19 protein-coding genes and 4 pseudogenes are annotated in these 18,566 nt (G+C 59.0%); 11 read left to right on the forward strand and 12 right to left on the reverse strand.

What is annotated here, in order from left to right:
- The first annotated feature begins 89 nt into the window (after window positions 1-89).
- Window positions 90-959 carry a WYL domain-containing protein gene (locus IVB26_RS42185; RefSeq protein ID WP_247974101.1) on the forward strand — a complete coding sequence of 290 codons (870 nt, stop codon included), beginning with the start codon at window positions 90-92 and terminating at the stop codon, window positions 957-959.
- Window positions 960-1,199: 240 nt separating this feature from the next.
- Here the strand turns inward: IVB26_RS42185 and IVB26_RS42190 are convergent, their stop codons facing one another.
- The gene (locus IVB26_RS42190) at window positions 1,200-1,346 is read right to left on the reverse strand and encodes a hypothetical protein (protein ID WP_247803935.1); all 147 of its coding nucleotides are present in this window, start codon (window positions 1,344-1,346) and stop codon (window positions 1,200-1,202) included.
- Between the two features lie 210 nt (window positions 1,347-1,556).
- Between IVB26_RS42190 and IVB26_RS42195 the strand changes: the two genes are divergently transcribed.
- The 9 genes and pseudogenes from IVB26_RS42195 (at window position 1,557) to IVB26_RS42235 (ending at window position 9,772) form a co-directional block, all read left to right on the forward strand.
- The gene (locus tag IVB26_RS42195) at window positions 1,557-1,967 is read left to right on the forward strand and encodes a hypothetical protein (protein WP_247974092.1); all 411 of its coding nucleotides are present in this window, start codon (window positions 1,557-1,559) and stop codon (window positions 1,965-1,967) included.
- A gap of 174 nt (window positions 1,968-2,141) precedes the next feature.
- Window positions 2,142-2,939 (forward strand): type IV toxin-antitoxin system AbiEi family antitoxin, encoded by a 798-nt coding sequence (locus IVB26_RS42200; RefSeq protein ID WP_247974093.1) that lies wholly within the window; start codon window positions 2,142-2,144, stop codon window positions 2,937-2,939.
- Window positions 2,926-3,843: pseudogene (locus IVB26_RS42205) on the forward strand (nucleotidyl transferase AbiEii/AbiGii toxin family protein). The gene IVB26_RS42200 and the pseudogene IVB26_RS42205 overlap by 14 nt, the downstream one beginning before the upstream one ends.
- 284 nt (window positions 3,844-4,127) lie before the next feature.
- On the forward strand, window positions 4,128-4,409 hold the full coding sequence (locus IVB26_RS42210; protein WP_247974094.1) for a WGR domain-containing protein: 282 nt from the start codon (window positions 4,128-4,130) through the stop codon (window positions 4,407-4,409).
- Window positions 4,410-4,609: 200 nt separating this feature from the next.
- A pseudogene (locus tag IVB26_RS42215) lies at window positions 4,610-5,905 on the forward strand (ISNCY family transposase).
- Window positions 5,906-6,536: 631 nt separating this feature from the next.
- A pseudogene (locus tag IVB26_RS42220) lies at window positions 6,537-7,279 on the forward strand (PHP domain-containing protein); the annotation flags it as partial.
- 476 nt (window positions 7,280-7,755) lie between these two features.
- Complete coding sequence (locus IVB26_RS42225) at window positions 7,756-8,025, forward strand: hypothetical protein (RefSeq protein WP_247974095.1); 270 nt, start codon at window positions 7,756-7,758, stop codon at window positions 8,023-8,025.
- A 367-nt stretch (window positions 8,026-8,392) separates the two neighbouring features.
- On the forward strand, window positions 8,393-9,016 hold the full coding sequence (locus IVB26_RS42230) for a hypothetical protein (protein WP_247974096.1): 624 nt from the start codon (window positions 8,393-8,395) through the stop codon (window positions 9,014-9,016).
- Window positions 9,017-9,214: 198 nt separating this feature from the next.
- On the forward strand, window positions 9,215-9,772 hold the full coding sequence (locus IVB26_RS42235; RefSeq protein WP_247974097.1) for a DUF4142 domain-containing protein: 558 nt from the start codon (window positions 9,215-9,217) through the stop codon (window positions 9,770-9,772).
- Between the two features lie 129 nt (window positions 9,773-9,901).
- Here IVB26_RS42235 and IVB26_RS42240 read toward each other — a convergent pair.
- The 6 genes and pseudogenes from IVB26_RS42240 to IVB26_RS43285 all read right to left on the reverse strand — a co-directional run bounded on the left by IVB26_RS42240 (window position 9,902) and on the right by IVB26_RS43285 (window position 13,931).
- Window positions 9,902-10,418 (reverse strand): annotated as a pseudogene (locus IVB26_RS42240) (YciE/YciF ferroxidase family protein).
- Between the two features lie 183 nt (window positions 10,419-10,601).
- Window positions 10,602-12,149 carry an FAD-dependent oxidoreductase gene (locus IVB26_RS42245; protein ID WP_247974102.1) on the reverse strand — a complete coding sequence of 516 codons (1,548 nt, stop codon included), beginning with the start codon at window positions 12,147-12,149 and terminating at the stop codon, window positions 10,602-10,604.
- 230 nt (window positions 12,150-12,379) lie between these two features.
- Complete coding sequence (locus IVB26_RS43270) at window positions 12,380-13,021, reverse strand: alpha-amylase family glycosyl hydrolase (protein WP_346732912.1); 642 nt, start codon at window positions 13,019-13,021, stop codon at window positions 12,380-12,382.
- Complete coding sequence (locus IVB26_RS43275; protein WP_346732913.1) at window positions 12,948-13,370, reverse strand: alpha-amylase family protein; 423 nt, start codon at window positions 13,368-13,370, stop codon at window positions 12,948-12,950. The genes IVB26_RS43270 and IVB26_RS43275 overlap by 74 nt, the downstream gene beginning before the upstream one ends.
- Window positions 13,342-13,758 (reverse strand): alpha-amylase family glycosyl hydrolase, encoded by a 417-nt coding sequence (locus IVB26_RS43280; RefSeq protein ID WP_346732920.1) that lies wholly within the window; start codon window positions 13,756-13,758, stop codon window positions 13,342-13,344. Before IVB26_RS43280 ends, IVB26_RS43275 begins: the two co-directional genes overlap by 29 nt.
- On the reverse strand, window positions 13,731-13,931 hold the full coding sequence (locus IVB26_RS43285; RefSeq protein WP_346732914.1) for an alpha-amylase family glycosyl hydrolase: 201 nt from the start codon (window positions 13,929-13,931) through the stop codon (window positions 13,731-13,733). The genes IVB26_RS43280 and IVB26_RS43285 overlap by 28 nt, the downstream gene beginning before the upstream one ends.
- A 375-nt stretch (window positions 13,932-14,306) precedes the next feature.
- On the opposite strand from IVB26_RS43285, the gene IVB26_RS42255 reads away from it, so the two are divergent.
- Window positions 14,307-14,531 (forward strand): hypothetical protein, encoded by a 225-nt coding sequence (locus IVB26_RS42255; protein WP_247973933.1) that lies wholly within the window; start codon window positions 14,307-14,309, stop codon window positions 14,529-14,531.
- 116 nt (window positions 14,532-14,647) lie between these two features.
- On the opposite strand, the gene IVB26_RS42260 is transcribed toward IVB26_RS42255, so the two are convergent.
- The 5 genes from IVB26_RS42260 to IVB26_RS42280 form a co-directional block, all read right to left on the reverse strand.
- Window positions 14,648-15,124: a DUF2269 family protein gene (locus IVB26_RS42260; RefSeq protein ID WP_247974103.1), complete on the reverse strand. Its 477-nt coding sequence runs from the start codon at window positions 15,122-15,124 to the stop codon at window positions 14,648-14,650.
- On the reverse strand, window positions 15,124-16,401 hold the full coding sequence (locus IVB26_RS42265) for an SDR family oxidoreductase (RefSeq protein WP_247973934.1): 1,278 nt from the start codon (window positions 16,399-16,401) through the stop codon (window positions 15,124-15,126). The genes IVB26_RS42260 and IVB26_RS42265 overlap by 1 nt, the downstream gene beginning before the upstream one ends.
- Before the next feature lie 22 nt (window positions 16,402-16,423).
- Window positions 16,424-16,978, reverse strand: coding sequence for a hypothetical protein (locus IVB26_RS42270; RefSeq protein ID WP_247973935.1), 555 nt, complete (start codon window positions 16,976-16,978; stop codon window positions 16,424-16,426).
- Window positions 16,979-16,998: 20 nt separating this feature from the next.
- On the reverse strand, window positions 16,999-17,160 hold the full coding sequence (locus IVB26_RS42275) for a DUF2934 domain-containing protein (protein ID WP_092254008.1): 162 nt from the start codon (window positions 17,158-17,160) through the stop codon (window positions 16,999-17,001).
- 335 nt (window positions 17,161-17,495) lie between these two features.
- Window positions 17,496-18,560, reverse strand: coding sequence for an ROK family protein (locus IVB26_RS42280; protein WP_247973936.1), 1,065 nt, complete (start codon window positions 18,558-18,560; stop codon window positions 17,496-17,498).
- Between the last annotated feature and the right edge of the window lie 6 nt (window positions 18,561-18,566).

Genomic DNA, 18,566 nt, shown 5'->3' on the forward strand with positions numbered 1-18,566 from the left:
ACCCAAACGCCCCTCACGAATAGAAAATATATGGGTCGTAATGATATGTCCAGATAGTTTCTATCTGCATCGTCTTGGAGGCGAGCTTGATGGCGCAGGCCGGCGCGGGACTGAAGTGGGGGGTGGAGCGACGGCTCGAATTCATCGAATTCCGGCTGTTCTGGGAAGGCGGCGTCAATCGCGCCGACATCATCGACATGTTCGATGTGTCGGTGCCGCAGGCCTCGAAGGATCTAACCCTTTATCAGGAGCGCGCGCCCAGTAACGCAATCTATGACAAGAGCGCCAAGCGCTATGTCGCCAGCGAAAACTTCACGCCCTGTTTCCTCAAGCCCGATCCTGACCGGTATCTAAGTCAGCTTCGCTCGGTCGCCGACGGCATCGTTGACCGCGCCCATGCATGGATTGGTCACTTCCCATCGTTTGGAGTGACACCCAGTCCAGCGCGGGGGATTAGGGCAGAGGTGCTTCGGTCGGTGCTGTCTGCCATCCGCCAGTGCGAAGCCGTGGAGATACGCTATCAATCTCTGTCCACCTCCGAGCCGAGATGGCGCTGGATCACGCCGCACGCGCTCGGCTTTGACGGATTTCGTTGGCACGCGCGGGCGTTCTGCGGTGCTGATCGGACATTCAAAGACTTTTTACTGTCTCGCATATTGGAGACTAGAGCGACGAAGCCCGGCGAAATCGAGGCTAGCGCCGACATTGATTGGCAAGATGAGGTCACGCTTGAAATTGGTCCGCATCCGGGCCTTTCCGACGCTCAGAAGAAGGTCATCGCGCTGGATTACGGCATGCGCGACGGAAAGGTGCGGGTGAAGGTACGCAAGGCCCTTCTTTACTACACACTCAAGCGACTGGGATTGGATATCGATCCGAACTCACGCGCTCCACAAGATCAACAAATCGTCCTTCTGGGACCGCTGGCTACTCGCAGCGGGGCCATACTAGCGGGCTGACGGGGACAGTGAATGCTTGGGCTTAATCTCAGACAGGAATTTAGGGGCGGCATCACGGTCGGTCGGTTGTCGTTATTGGCGAGCGCGGCCTCGGCAAGTCGCCAATTACACGGGACCGCATTGTGCCGGTAAGGCCCGCACTGTTACGACTTGGGCAACGATCCTGGGTGATAAACGGACCTCAGACAGTGCCCGGCCAGTCAGTGCTCACGCGGCACGTAAGCTAGGCCGGATTCAACATCATCCGCGCGCGATTGCGATGCCGCCGCTCTTCGATGTCCACATCCGGTTGTCAATCAGCGGCTTGACCGACGGGCTTTCCACGGAATCCGCATCATCGACATGCCGTACCGGCTCTGCCTGCGCGAGAACCAACTGGCCGTTCATTGGTCGAGGGAATCATCCGTAAATCCCCGACGCCGATCATGACCGCTGCCGGAGCGGAAGTGTTTAACCGGCATCACGCCCAACAAGGACGGTTTCACCACATACCTCCAACCAAAGCCAGCGGATGAATGTCGTGAGTCGACAGAGGCTCACGAATGCTCCTAAGATGTCGAGGAAGTAAGTTCGCGGAAGCCGAGTACGGGTGGGGCAGTGAACTTCCAGGTGACGGTTCTCAAGGTGCTCGTCAGCTATCCAGACGGGTTCGCCGCCATGGCGGATCTCAAGCGCGATATGGCGATTCTGGCGACCAGCGGACCGGACTGGGCCGAACGCACAAAGCGATTGGCAGCCCGCGTGCCCGACCTGGATATCTTCTCCCAAGGTCTCATCGAGCGGATGAACGGCGGCTGGCGTGTCACTGATAAGGGACGCGCGGTTCTCGAGATCATGGAGGCTCGGCCCGCACCCGCCCAAGCAACGGAGCTGCATGTCTGCGCGGTCGAGGAGCCGACCCCAGCCACGACTCTGAAGATGCCTTCGATAGCGCCAGTTCGACGCATGCGGAAACGAAGCCGACGCCAACGCGACGCTATCCGGCGAAGACAAGCGACTGCGTCGTAACAACGCTCGATTAGGGGCTAACCAGCGAGTCTCCGGCTTTCGGAAAGCGCGGTTCCAAGGGCCCGTGGAAGGAGTTTGTGGGTTTATGCGGCTTAATTTTGCTTAGTTGGACTGCGCAAAACGGCCAGATTTGAAACCTTGAATGTGGTTTGAAAAGATGCTAATTTACTTAGTATGGCTGAGCAAAACGAGAGAAAGCTAAACAAGCTCGAACGAACCCTTCCGCAGGGACTTCTGGTTGATGCCGCCTGGATGGAACGGCAGGGATATTCCACGAGCTTGCGCAGCCAATATGTATCGGCCGGCTGGCTTGTTCAGCCGGCGCGGGGAACCTTCAAGCGCCCGCTCGGCGAACTCTCCTGGCAGAGCGTCGTCGTCTCACTTCAGCGACTGCTCGGCTCCGATCTCGTCGTCGGCGGACGTACCGCCATCGAAGCGCAAGGCCTCGGCCATTACCTGAGCCAGACGGGTCCTTCGACCGTGCATCTATACGGAACGCGGCGTGCTCCCGGCTGGCTGGGCAAACTCCCGCTCAAACAGAAATTCTGCGTTCACCGCACGCAAAGTCTATTCACAACGCGCGGGAGTCTGCCCGAAACAAAGTCGGGTACGACGCGGAAAATACCGGCACCATTCGACTGGCCTCTCACGGTATCGACGCCCGAACGGGCGTTCCTCGAACTGCTCGACGAATTGCCCCGCCACGAAAGCTTCCATCAGGTCGATGCTCTGGCGGAAGGCTTGAGGAGCCTGAGTCCCCGGCGGCTGCAAACGCTTTTGAACGACTGCAAAAGCGTCAAGGTCAAGCGACTGTTCTTCTGGTTCGCGGAGCGGCATCAACACGCCTGGCTCAAACAGATCGACAAGTCGAAGGTCAATCTCGGCACGGGAAAGCGCATGCTCGTCAAGGGCGGCAAACTCGACACCAAATATCTCATAACCATCCCAGACGACCTCAATGCCCCTGTCTGAACAATATCGGCATCAAGTGGCCTTGGTGCTCGAGACGATCCCGTTCGTCGCGGCGGAGTCTGATTTGCGCTCAAGGGCGGCACCGCCATCAATCTCTTCCACCGACATGGCGCGCCTGTCGGTGGATATTGACCTGACCTATCTGCCGGTGGCTCCGCGCCCCGAATCTCTTGCCGCGATCGATGCGGCGATGAAGCGCATGGCGGAGGCGATCAGGAAAGGATTGCCGGGCGCGCGGGTGACGGAAGTCGTCAACGCCCGTGAAAAGATCGTCACCAAGCTCACCATCCAGAAAGGCGACGCGCAGATCAAGATCGAGGTCACGCCAGTGATCAGGGGCTGCGTCTTCGAGCCGAAGCTGCGCGACGTGTCGCCGAGCGTCGAAGAAACGTTCGGCTTCGCACAGATGAAAGTCGTTTCGTTCGCCGATCTATACGCCGGCAAGCTCGTCGCGGCGCTCGACCGACAGCATCCGCGCGACCTCTTCGATGTCCGCGATCTGCTTGCCAACGAAGGCGTCACCGGCGATCTCCGCAAGGCGTTCATCGTGTACCTCATTAGCCATGACAGGCCGATTTCCGAGGTCGTGGTTCCTCGCCGCAAGGACATCCAGCACGAATTCACGCACGGCTTCGAGGGCATGACTGCTGATGAAGTAACCCTGGACGAGTTGCTCGAAGCCCGGGAGACGCTGATCGCCGAACTCGCGGGAAAAATGCCGCAAGCTCACAAGGATTTCCTCATAGGGTTCAAGCGCGGCGAGCCGGATTGGAGCCTGCTGGGCGTCCCTGGCGCGGCGGAGCTGCCGGCGGTGCGCTGGAAGCAGATCAACCTGGACAAGCTTCCTGCTGAGCACCGGGCGAAGCTCGTCGCACAGCTCGAGCAAGTCCTGAGCAATGCCTGACGCCGCCTCGCCATGGGCCGCTCGGCATCCCAGGCGGGAGGCGACTTCGCGCCCTGCTCACGGCCGATGTCGGAGGAGGGGACTCTACCCCGACCACGTGCGTGGCAACTTGTTCAGACGACATCTCCCGGAAGTACGCCGCAACCCAGCGGGACCGGAAGCTTGCGGGCTTCAGCGAGCCTGACCGCGACTATCGCGTGTCAGCATAAAATTTCTGAATCGTAGGCCCTGATCGATTCATTTATTTAATTGGACGGTCGATTCAGTAATTGCGATTCTGGCGCATGTCCGAACTCACCGTGCAATATCTCGTGCTTGAGCGTCGCGATCCGGCCCGTAACATGGCGCGGTTCTATGTGCTCACGATCGAGCCGACCCTGTTTGGCGATATGGCATTGGTACGTGAATGGGGCCGTCTCGGTGGCCGCGGTCGACGGCGGCTCGATCTGTTCGATGGTCAAGTGCAGGCCGTCGAGGCTCTCGAGTCCTGGCTCAGACGAAAAACCCGGCGCGGTTACGTCCAGCGGCAATCGTCATGTTTGGAGCGAACGTGCGACCCCGCGTGAGATGGCCGGGATGGACGAAGCGCCGAAGAAAGTATACTAAAGTAATCCGAAGTCATCTTCGGTAGCATTCCAAGAATTGCAAAAGTATTCCATAATCTATGTTATGCGAACATGTAGTGTAGACCACCGTTAGAAAGGTCACACCTGTCCTCATTAGAGATGTCACTTTCCCGGCCATGAGGGCTTGGGAGTTTGGTGTGATGACGGTGCTGTCGATGAGCCGAGCGGAGATCGACCGGGTTCACGTGCTGAGGGACTTGCTGGCCGAACGGATACGACCGAGCGAAGCGGCGCAGCTGACGGGCGTGACGAGACGCCAAGTGTTCCGATTGCTCAAGGCATATCGCGCTGGCGGCCCTGCAGCACTGATTTCCAAGAAGCGGGGCAAGCCGAGCAATCGGGCGTATCCGGCGGTTGTCCGGACCGAAGCGATGGCGCTGATCAAGGCCAATTACGGCGACTTCGGCCCGACGTTGGCGGCGGAGAAGCTTTCGGAGCGGCACGGGCTGCATTTGGGTGTTGAGACGGTGCGGCGCTGGATGCTGGCCGACGGGCTCTGGCAGGATCGCCGGCAACGGCTCAAACGGGTCTACCAGCCACGGCATCGTCGCGACTGTGTGGGCGAGTTGATTCAGATCGACGGCTCTGAACACTGATGGTTCGAGGATCGCGGCCCACAATGCACCCTGCTCGTCTTCATCGATGATGCGACCAGTCGTTTGATGCACTTGCGCTTTGCAGACACGGAGTCGACCTTTGATTATTTTGCCGCGACGCGCGCCTATTTGCAGCGCTATGGCAAGCCGATCGCATTCTACTCGGATAAGCACGCGACGTTCCGGGTGAACAAGGTCGGGGCGACCGGGGGTGACGGCATGACCCAGTTTGGCCGGGCGCTGCACGAGCTCAACATCGATATCATCTGTGCCAACGCTCCGCAGGCGAAGGGCCGCGTCGAACGTGCCAATGGAACGCTCCAAGATCGGCTGGTGAAGGAGATGCGGCTGGCCGGAATCTCGACCATCGAGGCCGGCAACGCATTTTTGCCGGCGTTTATGGAAGACTACAATCGGCGATTTGCGAAGACTCCTTTCAGTGACAAGGACGTTCATCGCCCGCTGACTGAGCAGGACGTCGTGGATGATGCCTTTGCCTGGAAGGAGGAGCGCACGGTATCGCAGAGCTTGACGCTGCAATACGACAAGATGCTGTTCATCCTCGAGCCGAACGAGGTCACGAGCACCCTCGCCCGCCAGCGCGTCACCGTGTCCGATTACCCGGATGGGCGGCTTGTGATCAAGCACAGGGGCCGGGCGTTGCCCTACCGGACATTCGACAAGGTCCGACAGGTCGACCAGGCGGCGATCGTCGAGAACAAGAGGTTGGGACCGGTTCTGGCGTACATCGCCGAGCAGCAGAAGCTGCTCGACGTCAGCCGCAGCCAGAAGGCCCCGCGCCGGCGCGGCCGAGGTGCGAGCCTGTTCAAGGCGGGCTAAAATCCCGAATCGCCCAGGAGCTGCCTTGGCACTCACTCTCATCCGGGCGCCCGGCCGCTGCGCAACCCGGCCAGCTTCGCGTCCGTGCGCCCTCCTCGCCGGGTCCTGTGGTGACATTTCTAACGAGCGCAATCAGCGACTTGTCTATCGAGTTCCAACATGGATAGCTGATCGTTTCCAATATGATAGTACCACTTGGTTCCATAACAGAAAAGATGATCCAGAAGCTGCTATGCAGCGAGGATGCAGGATCCGGCGATACGGCTAGTGCCAAAAGATCTCGGCGGCATCGAGTTTCTGTTTGCTGGGCCCCATAGGAAAAAGATCGATCCTGCCCTGCTCGTCCGCGGCCGCGCCGTCGTCGATCAGCGCGATCCTGATCTTTGCGCACGATAGCCAGTTTTGCGGTCAGCCTGCCCCAGGTCTCGGCGTAGCCGTCCACGCTACGTCGCGGATCGCGTTGGCCGCGCCACTTGGAAGCTGAGACCCGGCGCCAGGCCATCGGAGGTGTTGAGACGCTGGATCATTCTCATGTGTTTTGGCTGTCGCGCCGCTCTTCGAATAACCTTAATTATGGAATATCCGAAGTGCGAAGTCGCGGTGGACGGGACCGCTCACTGCAGCTGTGGGGCTTCGCCGGCGTAGGCATTGTCACACCGACGCGTCCGACGGCACAGAGACGCTGGAGACGATGGCCCAGGCGACGCGCAAACGCGGCTTCCAATATTTCGGGGTAGCCGATCACTCCAAGTCGGCGCACTACGCTGGCGGACTGTCGATCGAACACATCGAGCAGCAGCATCACGAGGCCGACCGGCTCAACAGGAGGTTTGGCAAGGATTTCCGGATCCTGAAGGGCATCGAGTCGGACATCCGATGGCTCGCTGGACTATCCAGACGACGTGCTGGACAGCTTCGATTTCGTGGTCGCAAGTATCCACGGTCGGTTCAAACTGGACAGGAAAGCGCAGACGGAGCGCCTGCTACGCGCTATCGCTAACCCATACACTACGATCATTGGCCACATGACGGGCCGACAGCTTCAGCGCCGTCCAGGTTACGAAATGGACGTCGAGAAGGTGTTGCGCGCCTGCGCCAAGTACCGCGTCGCGGTCGAGATCAATGCGCATCCCTGGCGACTGGACCTGGACTGGCGCTGGCACCGGACCGCCTTGGATTTTGGCTGTCTACTGAGCATCAATCCGGATGCGCACTCGATCGCGGAGCTCGATCATATGCACTGGGGTGTCGAGATGGCCCGAAAAGGCGGCGTAAGGCGGCGTACCGGCAAAGCGAGTGCTGAACGCGATGCCGCTGTCGGCGATCACGCGATACCTCCGCAGTAGGCGGCGCTCTCTGGCAAGGGCGGCCTGACGCGGCGATGAAGGAATTCATGGTACCTAGTGGTAGTGCCGTGCGCTGGCAGCTTCCAACGGACATCCGGTCGGCATCTGCTGCGCTCGGGAAATACCTGCAATTCATTGCCAGCCCGAGACACCAGCTTCTTTCCATCCCCTTTCAACTTCCGTTTGATTTAGGTCAATGGTCCCCCGTTGCGTGGAACCTTCTTCCCATGAACCAGCCCGACGAGCGAGGTCCGGTCAGAGAAACGCCGAAGCCCAAGCCGTCGCGCTTGGAGGGAGGCCCGGCGAGCTATCGAGGAATACGCGAACGATCTACGGGAGATCATCAAGAAACTCCGCACGCAGCTCCATTGAGCCGCTGGGACCGCGTATCTCAGCCCCGCTGTCATGGGTTGAATTGGATGGTGCGCGAATGCATCAAACGCAGTATTCTCCTACATCGTGGGCACGCCGGCGACTGAGAGACCGATCGCGCTCCCGCCTTCCTTGACGGGAGCCATTAATGTCCCTGTTGCCGAACGCCTCAAGCTTGCTCGTCGCCACGTCGCCAAGGGTCGTCAGATCATTGAACGGCAACAACTTATCGTACGCAACGGCGCTTTAAACAACGCAGAAGCTCTCGAGCTACTAGTGCTCTTCGAGACAACGCAGGCAATCTTCGAGGATGATCTCGACCGTCTCCTGCGAGAAGAGAGCGCCCAGCTTTCCGGAATTGTCAGCGCCGCGGCCTTGCCACATACCCGGCGCGAAACCTAAGCCGGTCTCTTCTTCGCTCACCTCAGCGCCCGAAGCTCTCTTCAGCCATGGGCGGGGGCCTTTCGTGAATCGCTTAAACTTGACAGCGACCAACTCACCGACCGGTCCTGGCCGGTATCGCATTTCCTCGCTGCCAGCTTGGCGGTGGAGCTCGAGTTCGCCGACGGCCGCTAGCGCCAGAACAGTGCAAGCAGCAGGATGACGGGAAGCGGGATGCCCAAGAGCCACAATAGGGCGCCTCTGCCGAATGTCATGGTCAATCCTCCTTCTCTAATCTTCAAGCCGCAACCACGTCCGCGGTTCCAACCGATTGGAACTTACGTACGAATTTGATCTTGAATCCAAAGTCGTATTTGAGGAGGTAAACATGGCCACACGCGCGGTACCGCACGCTTTCTTCGCCTGGACCTGGTCACCTGTCCTGGCGGGCGTATTTGCTTCATTGGTCGTCCAAATACTGCTGACCATGCTGGGCTTTGGCATTGGCCTGCTCGCCATCGACACTCCGACCGCCGCCTCCGCGCCTGCCAGCGCTGGCTGGCCTGCCTTCGTCTGGTGGGCAGTTTCGGGCATAATCGCCGCATTTATCGGCGGCGCCATCGCAGCCGCTAATTCCCCCGATCAGAGCGGTTTGGGCCGTGTCGGACATGCCTTGGGTGCGTGGGCGGTCGCCACCGTCGTCGTGGTGGCGGCAGCAGCGATGATACCTGCTTCGGCTGCCAGCATCGCGGGCAACCTCGCCGGCCCGAGCTATGCGGCGAATGCCCGCGTCGCATATTATTCGAACAACCCGGCTAACCCGACGCGCGAAACCGTCGGCTCGACGACCAGACCGGCAACGCCGGCTCAAATGGAGGAGGCGCGCAAGCACCTCGCCTATGCCATGCTTGCCAGTTTCTGCGCGCTTCTTTTGGGCGCCGGAGCTGCCTATGCCGCCGGAATGGCAACCACCGCCCGAACGGTCGAAGATGCAGCAAGACCGGTTACTTGAGACCGCTTAGCTATCTCGCTCCTGTTACGGCAAGCAAGCCGCCAGATCGCCGCTACGACCACTTGATCGCCTGGGCGAGAGTTCAGCCATGACGACATCGTCCGATTCCGCCAAACTCAAGGCGGCGAACACCAAGCTCAACACCGTGGCGCTTCGCAAAGGCGTCGACTGCAAGGCCACAAGATAACGGAGGTACACATGAGACGTACGATAATAGCAATCGTGTGCATTTTGCTGGCGACGCCAGGACTGGCGCAATCCGTCAGCGAGAAGACCGGCGTCAATTCCGTGCTCGGGGTCAGCCCCTCGACGGTGGATTTTGTCAAGCAGGTCGCGACATCGGATATGTTTGAAATCGAGTCCAACAAGCTCGCACAACAGAAGGGCAATGCGACCGAGAAGACGTTTGCTTCCCAGATGGTAACGGACCACACCAAGACGAGCACTGAGCTGAAAGGACTGGTATCCAGCGGCAAGGTGAAAGCCGAATTGCCGAGCACTCTCGATTCATCGCATCAAAGCAAGCTCGACAAGCTCAAGGGCGCCAGCGGTAACGACTTCAGCTCCGAGTTCAATTCGATGCAGGTCAGCGCCCATAAGGATGCCGTCGACCTGTTCGAGCGATATGCCAAGGGCGGCGACAATGCGGATCTGAAGGATTGGGCCGGCAAGACCTTGCCCGCGCTTAAGCATCACCTTGAGATGGCGCAGGATCTCGACAAGAAGCCACCTACGGTCGGCGAGGGGAAGAAATAGGGGAGAAGGGAGCCGCTGCTCCGCGGCTCCCTCTTAATTTTCTGGTGTTCATTGTGAAGACCGCAGACACCGAGGATTGGCGATGCAGCGCCACTGGATTCGTCCAACGAGCGTGCCGGCTGGTTGCGGCTAAGCCGCCTTGCGATTGATCGCGGCTTCCGCCAGCTTATTTAGCGCGACGTCCGTTTTCTTTTCTTCCTCAAGCGTCTGGTTTGGACAGCCTGAGTCCCAGCCCAGGCAATCAACGTCCCGCAGCGCGATATTTCGTAATGCTCAACGGCCTGAGCACCCGAGAGAAGGCCCGCATCCAGCGCCGGAGAATCTTCGAAATCCTCCATCACTTCTTCGCCCTCGTCGACCAGCCCGAGGATAGCGGGGCAGGTTTTGCCCTTGGGAGCCTGCGTCATCATTTTGAAAACTTGCTGCAGACGCTGAACTTGACCCTCGGTCTCGCCGGCATGCTTTTCAAGGCACTGCGCGGTTGATCAGAATTCGCGGCCTTTGCCATTTTCGGCAACGCAACGAGTATCTTCCTTTCGGCGTAGTAGATGTCTTTGAGGGTCTCCAGGAAGAGGTCATCAAGTGTCTTGTTCTGGCCCGGGGCTTCCTCCTTGTTTGTGCACGAGCCAACAGCGCCTTTCGTCAAAGGTTCCAGGAGTCATGGTACTGCCAGTCGCTCGCCAGGAGGCGGCACTAAAAAGGCCCCCGTTTCCGTTTCCGAGGGCCTTTCACTAAGGGGTACATCCGCCCTTAGCACCAGATCAATGGTCGGAGACAACAAGCCTCCGCCACTAGAGTTCCAGCAGGAGGCCTACGAGGCCAAGCGGAGCTATTCCGCCGTCAGGTAGTGCGCCGGCTTCTCGAGCTCGGCAAGGCGGGATACGGCAGGTCCATTGAGCGCGGTGCCATCGGGTGCGAACTGCGATCCGTGACAGGGGCAATCCCAACATTGCTCCAGTGAGTTCCAGTGCACGACGCAACCGAGGTGCGTGCAGCTGGCGGAATGCAAGTGCAGTTGTCCTTTCTGGTCCCGGCATGCAGCGACCTTTTGCAATCCGCTACGCACCAAGCAACCCTCGCCTGGCTGCAGCCGCTCAACGGACGCGATTTCGTCCGCCGAAAGATACTCCGCGAAATTTTTCAACGGCGTGATGTTCTCGCTGATGTATTCACCGAGGTTCTTGTGGATCTTACGTCCCGGCGAATAGATGTCCTCCCACGCACTGGAGCCAATGGTGATCAGGTCCGCGATCAGGATGCCGGCGACGAGGCCGTTGGTGATGCCTTGTCCGGAATCGCCGCTAACCATGAAAACATGCTCCTCGTCCGGCGAGCGGCCGATGAAGCCAACGAAATCTATCGGCTCCAGGACTTGTCCCGACCAGCGATGGGTTATCGTGCCCATGTCGGGCAATCGTTCGCGCGCCCAGTGCTCCAGCGCAGCGAAGCGTTCCTCGCCATCATCAGCTTCGCCGGACTTGTGGTCTTCGCCGCCGACGATCACGAGTACCTCATCGGTAGAAAGCGGCTGCAGGCGGACATAGTGATAGGGATCCAGCGTGTCCCAATAGAGCGCGTCGGCCAGCACGCCGCCCGGCAGCTTCGCCGCGATGACGTAAGTGCGATAGGGCGCCTGCTTGGTGTGAACAGCGACTTCAAGATTGACCGGAGAGTTGGTCGCGACCACTACGTCGGCGGCCCGCACCTCGAGCCCGGACGAAACTTTCACGACGACCTCGTCCAACTTGTGCTCGATGCTCTCGACACAGCTGTCAGCGTAAAGTTTCGCGCCGGCGCGCTGCAGGGCGCTTGCCAGCCCGGCGAGATATTTCGTGGGATGAAAGCGCGCCTGCCCAGGGAAGCGCAGCGATCGTACCACGCCATCGGAGTGGAACGGCGTCGGCGCCATGCGGTCCTCGACGGGAATTCCGAGCCGCTGGCAGCACTCGAGTTCCTCATCCAGAAGGGAGTTCGGCGTCTCCGGCGCCGGCACCCAGAGGCCGTCGACCCGGCAGAAATCGCAATCGATGTTTTCGAGATCCTGGATGGCTTCGGCTCGGCTGATCGCGGCCATGACGCTCTGGTAATAGAGGCGCGCACATTCCTCCCCGCGCACGCTAACAAGCTCTTTGTAATAGTCGTCCAGCGCCGTGGCGAGATGCGCGGTCGTGCGCGCTGTCATGCCGCTGCCGATGCTGCCGCGATCCAGCACGATCACGGAACGCCCGCGGCTAACAAGCTCATAGGCGACCGACAGCCCCGCAATGCCAGAACCGACAACGACCGCGTCCGCCCGCTCGGATCCGGACAGGCTGGGAGCTTCGACCACCGAGACATCCATCCAGAGCGATTGCGTACATTCATCTCGCACGTTCATGACGCACCCTCTCAAAGAGGGCCAACGGGAGGGCGGAAAAAGGGTTCCATTGGGAGGTCGGCGGGATTGCACCACTTGGCCACAGCGGACCGCGTCTCCCCGATCATATCTGTCTTCAGAACCTCTTTGCCCGCTCGTTTTATCCCGGTCGCGCAAGCACGACACCATGCGGGGACGCCGCGAAAAGCGCTGAGGCGCATCCTCTGGTCGGCCCATGCATTGCCGGGATTTCAATTGCCTGACCGTCGGCTCCGCGGCGGACTCAACGACCTATTTTGACGATGACTCCTTCGTTCGGCTTCAGGTGGATTGGTCCCGCTACCTTTTCCTGCTTGCAGTCTAGGCCGGTCGATAACAATCGGACGCCGCAGCCTTCCCACTCCCAAAGCCGTGGTTCTCCGGAAAATATTGAGGCCAACGAGGATTTCCGTTTCGTTCATCCTGCGTCCGAACGAGAAGACGTCGTTCTGTGCGCGGCGTGGCAGATACTCTCCCTGCAACAGGCAAGGCTCCTCCCGACGCAATGCAATGAGTTCATGGTAGAGGTTCAAGAGCGAATTCCGATCGCCCTGTTGCGCTTTGATATTGCGGGTGCGATCCCGGCTCAGTGGCAGCCAGGGTTCGCCACTGGTAAACCCGCCTCCCTCCGTGTCATCCCAACGCAAGGGTGCCCGCTCGGGATCGCGACCGACGTCAAATCCCTTCATGAGTTTTTCGAAGGGGTCTTGGATCCTCTCCGGTGGAATCTGCACCTGCTCGGAGCCCATCTCATCCCCGGCGAACAGAAACGGCGTCCCTCTAATGGTCATTAACAGCATCGCAAGAATACGTGCCTGAGCCTGACCGACCTTGCTGGCGACGGTGTTTGTCATGGCCGCCGATCACGAAGTCCGGCCAAGCACCGTGCGGAAGAGCATTGAAGTAGGCGTCGACCGTTCCTTGAAGCGAGATCGCGCTCCATTCCGAATCGAGCAGCGCGAAGTTCAGCGGCAGGTGCAGGCGCGGCTTGCTGTTTCCGTAGAAATGGCCGATCCGATCGATCTTGCCCTGCACCTCACCGCAGAGAAGTTTTCGGTCGTACTCGTCTAGAACTTCCCTGATGTATTCGATGCAACCCATGGTTTTCGGCCTGTCATCCGTAAACACGGGCATACTGGCCTGAGGGGGTGGCGTCTTGTCGTTGGCCTCGGGGTCAGGGCGGGTTATCGCGTAGAAGGTCATCCTTGATCAACACAGCGCTGGCATCAACCCGGAAGCCATCGACACGGCGCTCTAACCAGAACCGCATCACAGCCGCGATGGCTTCCCGGACCTCGGGGTTTCGCCAATTCAGGTCGGGCTGGCTCGGCAGAAATGAATGGTAGTAGAACTGCCGGCGCTCCTCGCACCACTCCCAAGCACTGCCTCCGAAACGGCTGAGCCAGTTGTTCGGCGGACCACCGTTGGCACCAGCTTCCGCCCACAGATACCAATCGGCCTTCGGGTTGTTTCGCGAGGTGCGGCTTTCCCCAAACCAGGCGTGTTGATCGGAGGTATGATTGGGAACGAGGTCGAGAATGATTCGGTTCGAAGTCTTCCAGGTTACCGAAACGGGAATCGACCGGAGCAGAAATCGGCAATGTCATAGCCGAAATCATGATTGGAGCTCTTGTAGATTGGCGTCAGCCATACGGCGCCGACGCCAAGCCAAGTGAGATAATCGATACGCTGCAGAATGCCGGCCAGGTCCCCTTGCCCATCGCCGTTGCTATCCTGAAAAGACATAACGGCAATTTCGTACACGACCGCGCCACGCCACCACCTTTCATTGGAAACAGGCGCGGATTGTCCTCAGCGGTTCATTCCTACTCACGTGGAAAGCAGACTCCCTTGATGACACCGATCCCCCTAGCCCAAGCGGATCTTCAACCTCCAGCGAGAGACGTTTGTTCCTAGGAGACCGCGGGGCTCGTCTCCCAGGCACTCCATTCGTCATTCTACTACGCGCGATATTTTGTCGTTAGCTGGAAGCGGAGAAGCGGTGAGCCAGTTCGCTCCTATACGGCCTCGCTCTGTCGCATTGCAGGTCCATGAAGCACGCTAAGCCAGCGGTAGTCACACGCTGCCGCCATTAGGAACGCATTTCCGTTCAGCTGGTTGGCGGAGACGGAGCTCTGTATGTCCCTGAGCCGACAACGCAAGCTCTATCAAAATGAAAACGGCGATAGCTGGTGGCTTTGTCAGGACGGCAAGGGAGTATTCATTTTGCATGAAGCGAACGTACCTGCTGAAGGAAACGCTACAAAAACCGGACTTGCAGATTTTTTGGTCAATAACACAGGCGCACCCGAGCATCAGGCGCTCTTGACGATGATTGGCGACCTAACTGGTATCCTCTCCTAACCGCTCGACCATGCCCGGAGGGCTGCCCTGTACCCGCAACTACTGCAAGCTGGCATGCCCTCGCCCAAGGAACCGAGCGGAAACACCCTGGTCTGTTCGGCAATTGCTACCACACTTCAAAAAAGCGCAAGTTGAGGCTTGGCTATCATCAGCCAGAGTATGGCGGACACAGCGATGAACGCTGGAATGCCGAAGGCAAACCACAGCCAGAAGATTCGGTGATATTCAGGAGGCAACGGCGAGCCTTTTGCCGCTGCGATTGAGGCAAGATCTCTAAGGCGCATTTGCATGCAAACGACGGGCAGCCACAGTACCCCCGTGATGACATACAGCACCATCGACCAAACGATCCATCCTTCCCAGAAGGAGTAGCCGACGTACAGCACAAGCAGCGATCCTGTGATGGGCTGTGCAACGACGGCAGTGGCTGTGAAGATAAAGTCCGCGATCACAACAATTCGGGCGACCCCCGCGATGACGGAGGGCTTTCCGCCGAGGTGAGCTGCAAGCATGAAAAACGCAATGCCGGATCCTGTGCCAAGCAAGACCGCTGCGCCGACGACATGTAAGTATTTGAGAACGAAGTACAGCATCATCGATCATCAAGAACAGCAAGCGCTGCGAAATGCAGGACGATAATCGGCCAGATCTTCAGCATCGGCCCTAGAGGATCGGCCCATAGGCGAGGCACAAGTATGGTCCCGATGATCGCGTAAGTGAAGGAGATAGCAATGGCCGCATAGAGTCCGTACCGGCTGGTTGGTCGATAGGCGATCGCAAGTCCAATCACCAGGTCGGATAATGCGCCGGCGATCACCGTCAGCGCCGCACTCGCTCCTTCCACGCCGCCCTCGCCCATGAGACCCATACCGTAGCCCCAGCCCGGCCCCAGCGAGACAAAGGCGGTCGAGATCCAGAATAGAGACAACACGACAAATATCACTGGCTTGAGCAAATACATACGCGCAAACCAGCGTTCCTGCACTGAAGCTGGTTCGGAGGCAAAGAACTCCGGAAGGCCTTTTGGACGCAGCCCAAGCCGCTGCATGTCTTCAAGATCGCCGACCGCGCCTCGCGTAATCTCCCGCTCGGCAGTGCTCCGTACGGGAGGCCGCCAGCCCAAGAGTGAGATCATGTCACCGAATTTGTACATCACGCTCGAAGCAAAGTTCGGCAAGTGGATTTCGTGCGCCGGAGGCCAATGGTACCAACGGCGGATCAGTGCAATGACTTCAAGGAAAGAATAGCGATGCGGGCCCACCAGTTCGACGACTGTCCGTGTGGGCGCACCGGGCTCTAGAAAATGCTGCACGGCTTGCACGACGTCCTCAAGCAAGACGATCTGGAGCTGCCCCGTGTTCGGCATCACCGGCAGAGCGGGGAGGGCCGCCAAGCCTCGCATGAGCGCGCTGGCCCCATAAGCCGCTCGACCGATCACGACGGACGGCCGCAAGATGACCCAGTCGAGGTCACGCCCCATCAGAGCCTTGTCGCCAGATAATTTCGTTTCTGAAAACGCGCTGGGGGTTTGCCGGTCCACCCCGATTGCGGAGAAATGGATGACACGGCGGATTTTGAGTTGCTCACAGGCGGCAAAAAGATGCGCAATGCCCTGGTGATGGACCATTGACGTCGATTCTCTTGGGCTATCTTGGAGCACCCCGGCGCAATTCACGACCGCCTCTACGCCATTGAGATGGGGCAGCCAGTAAGAGGGTGACGTCGCCTCGTTAAGGTCGACCGAGATAGCGCCCGGACTCCCAATGCCGGCGCTTCTACTCATGGAAACAACTGAATGGCCGCGCGAGGATAGGTCAGCCACAATAGCGGATCCCAACAGTCCTGTCCCTCCGATGACGGCAACCTTCATTGATGGTCCTCCGCGTTCGGGGTTAAGCCCTCTTCCGCGACCGCAAGCCTCGAACGAATTCCTCCATGTAGGGAAGGACTTCAAACAGCAAGACTGCGAATAAGAACGTCGCCACGTACATCCAAGGTAATGGCTCTCGCTTCAGGACGAGTTCGTAATGTCCGGGCTCAGAGCCCAGCCCCCAAAGGCTGAGGAATTGCGGCCAGTTCAAGATTATGACGATAACCATCGCCATGAGGGGCATCAGTTCAAGAAAACTATGGACCTGCTGTTCGATGGGCGTGATGAGCCGCTTATGGCTGGCGAAAGTTGTGTCCCAGAGGGCTGTCAGCTGGTGCGTAACAAAGCCCGCGATCATAGCCGCAATAATAAGAGCGTTGATCTCCAAAAATATCGCCGCCAGCAGCGGTATCGCCAGCTCGATCAACATCAACAGATGAAGCAAAGTTTCCTTGTAACCGCTCGTGATCTCAATCCGAGAAGCGCGATGGCAGAGGTAATCAGCAAAGCCGGCCAATAGCCAAAGGGGCATCACAAAGTACAGCAATACAGCTTCGGCTGCTGCGGAATGAGACATCTGGTAAGCACTTCTTCTGTTTACAGGCTGTCTGGAGTGCGGAGGGGAGATGACTTATCCTCGTTTCGCAGCTCCTGCTCCGCCAACTGCCAGAATTCTTCCTCCCTGCCTTCGGGTTTGCCGCTCCGCTCCCATATCTCGTAGGCGCGCTTCTCGATTTCCTTTTCAGTCGGTTGGGTCACCACGTGCCTCCTTCAACTCTATAGGGATCGGGGGGCTAGCCATCAGCGACGCGCTGGGCCGCCTGCTACCACAGCCGTATTTCCGCTCGCCGGCGCAATTCCTTATCTCCGGTGATAAACCCGCGAAGTCAGCGAGGTTCCTCCTTTGAAACCTCGCCTTATAAGCGGCAAAAAGTCGCCTTGGGAGCCGAAGGAAATCGCGGTGCTGACCGCGGCCTACGCCGACCTGCTTCCTGACATGCTGATCTTGGTCTCCTCCAAAACCGCGATCCCCAACCCGGCCAAAGATCGGCCCCTCATTTAGCCCAGATCGAGGCCACGTTCTCTCGATAACTTCAGCGTTCGCCTTTACCATTGCGGTTGGTAAAGCGGGCGTTGCCGAGGCCGGTGCCGATCGTCAGCACGCCCCAACGCCTCACGTCCTGCATGAATGGGACCTCAGAAAGCCCCTGCACGACGCCATCGTTGTGCATGATGACGACCGTGTCGTTTTCGCCGATCTGCGGGATTGCTTCAAGGAGACTGACTGGCAAATTGAACCTGCTGCTCTCCCAGTTTCCCGGCAAGTTCTGCGCGCCCTTCTTGATCGAGCCGTCGCTCTCGATGACGCCTGGGCACGCGATGCCGATGAACGGCGCGAGCTTGAAACCCTCGTCTTCCGCCTTCGCGATCAGTTCTTTGAGCATCTTGATAAGGCGTTTCACGGCGTTCTCACGGGACGGCTCGTCGTCGGCATGACGCCATAGTTCGAACTTCCACACGCATGCCTTGGAGAGGTCCGGCGCCTTCTTACGTCGTGTTTCCACGACGCCGCAGCGGATGTTCGTGCCTCCGATGTCAACGGCAAGGATGGAATCGTGAGCTTCGAAGATCCAGGAAGGAGCGAGATATAGTGCGCCGATAAGACCCGCGTCATCCGGGTGAGAATGGATCGGGAGCATCTCGAGCTTGAAGTTGTCGGCCTTGAGGAGGATTTCGGCGCGTGCGATGGCGAGTTCGCCAAGCCGGCTGTCCCGAAAGCCGCCACCCACCACGATGCGCTCGGTTTTCTCCCAAGCCCTCGTATTGAGGAAGCGGCGCGTTACGTGGGCGAGCTCCTGTGCGAAGTCCTCGACGGCGCTGTGGACGACAACTGAAGCTTCAGGGTCGTCGCCGCCGAGGGCAGCGTCGAGCTCCTTCTTGCTGACGTCTTCAGAAAGCTCCTTTCCGAATGGGTCTTCGCCGGATTTGCGCAGCGGCTTTCGCCACTTTTCGAGAGTTTCCCGGAAGGCGCCCTTGCTGGCGCGGTCCCCGATGAATTCTTCCTCATCTTTAAGTTCGAGGTTGAAGCTGTCGATCTCAACCCACGGGAGGCGAGAGGCGCCGTGAGCAGCGATGCCAGTGTTCGTTTCGTCCGCCATCCTGAG

This window comes from Bradyrhizobium sp. 195 (assembly GCF_023101665.1).
In the GTDB taxonomy this organism is placed as follows: domain Bacteria; phylum Pseudomonadota; class Alphaproteobacteria; order Rhizobiales; family Xanthobacteraceae; genus Bradyrhizobium.

Excerpts from the sequence above, each read along its gene's own strand:
- IVB26_RS42270 (WP_247973935.1), bottom strand. The coding sequence starts at position 16,978 with ATGTCTCATTCCGCAGCAGCCGAAGCTGTATTGCTGTACTTTGTGATG.
- IVB26_RS42200 (WP_247974093.1), top strand. The coding sequence starts at position 2,142 with ATGGCTGAGCAAAACGAGAGAAAGCTAAACAAGCTCGAACGAACCCTT.
- IVB26_RS42245 (WP_247974102.1), bottom strand. The coding sequence starts at position 12,149 with ATGAACGTGCGAGATGAATGTACGCAATCGCTCTGGATGGATGTCTCG.
- IVB26_RS42190 (WP_247803935.1), bottom strand. The coding sequence starts at position 1,346 with ATGAACGGCCAGTTGGTTCTCGCGCAGGCAGAGCCGGTACGGCATGTC.
- IVB26_RS42260 (WP_247974103.1), bottom strand. The coding sequence starts at position 15,124 with ATGCTGTACTTCGTTCTCAAATACTTACATGTCGTCGGCGCAGCGGTC.
- IVB26_RS43275 (WP_346732913.1), bottom strand. The coding sequence starts at position 13,370 with ATGACCTTCTACGCGATAACCCGCCCTGACCCCGAGGCCAACGACAAG.
- IVB26_RS42185 (WP_247974101.1), top strand. The coding sequence starts at position 90 with ATGGCGCAGGCCGGCGCGGGACTGAAGTGGGGGGTGGAGCGACGGCTC.
- IVB26_RS42265 (WP_247973934.1), bottom strand. The coding sequence starts at position 16,401 with ATGAAGGTTGCCGTCATCGGAGGGACAGGACTGTTGGGATCCGCTATT.
- IVB26_RS42210 (WP_247974094.1), top strand. The coding sequence starts at position 4,128 with ATGTCCGAACTCACCGTGCAATATCTCGTGCTTGAGCGTCGCGATCCG.
- IVB26_RS43270 (WP_346732912.1), bottom strand. The coding sequence starts at position 13,021 with ATGACAAACACCGTCGCCAGCAAGGTCGGTCAGGCTCAGGCACGTATT.
- IVB26_RS42255 (WP_247973933.1), top strand. The coding sequence starts at position 14,307 with ATGTCCCTGAGCCGACAACGCAAGCTCTATCAAAATGAAAACGGCGAT.
- IVB26_RS42235 (WP_247974097.1), top strand. The coding sequence starts at position 9,215 with ATGAGACGTACGATAATAGCAATCGTGTGCATTTTGCTGGCGACGCCA.
- IVB26_RS42230 (WP_247974096.1), top strand. The coding sequence starts at position 8,393 with ATGGCCACACGCGCGGTACCGCACGCTTTCTTCGCCTGGACCTGGTCA.
- IVB26_RS42280 (WP_247973936.1), bottom strand. The coding sequence starts at position 18,560 with ATGGCGGACGAAACGAACACTGGCATCGCTGCTCACGGCGCCTCTCGC.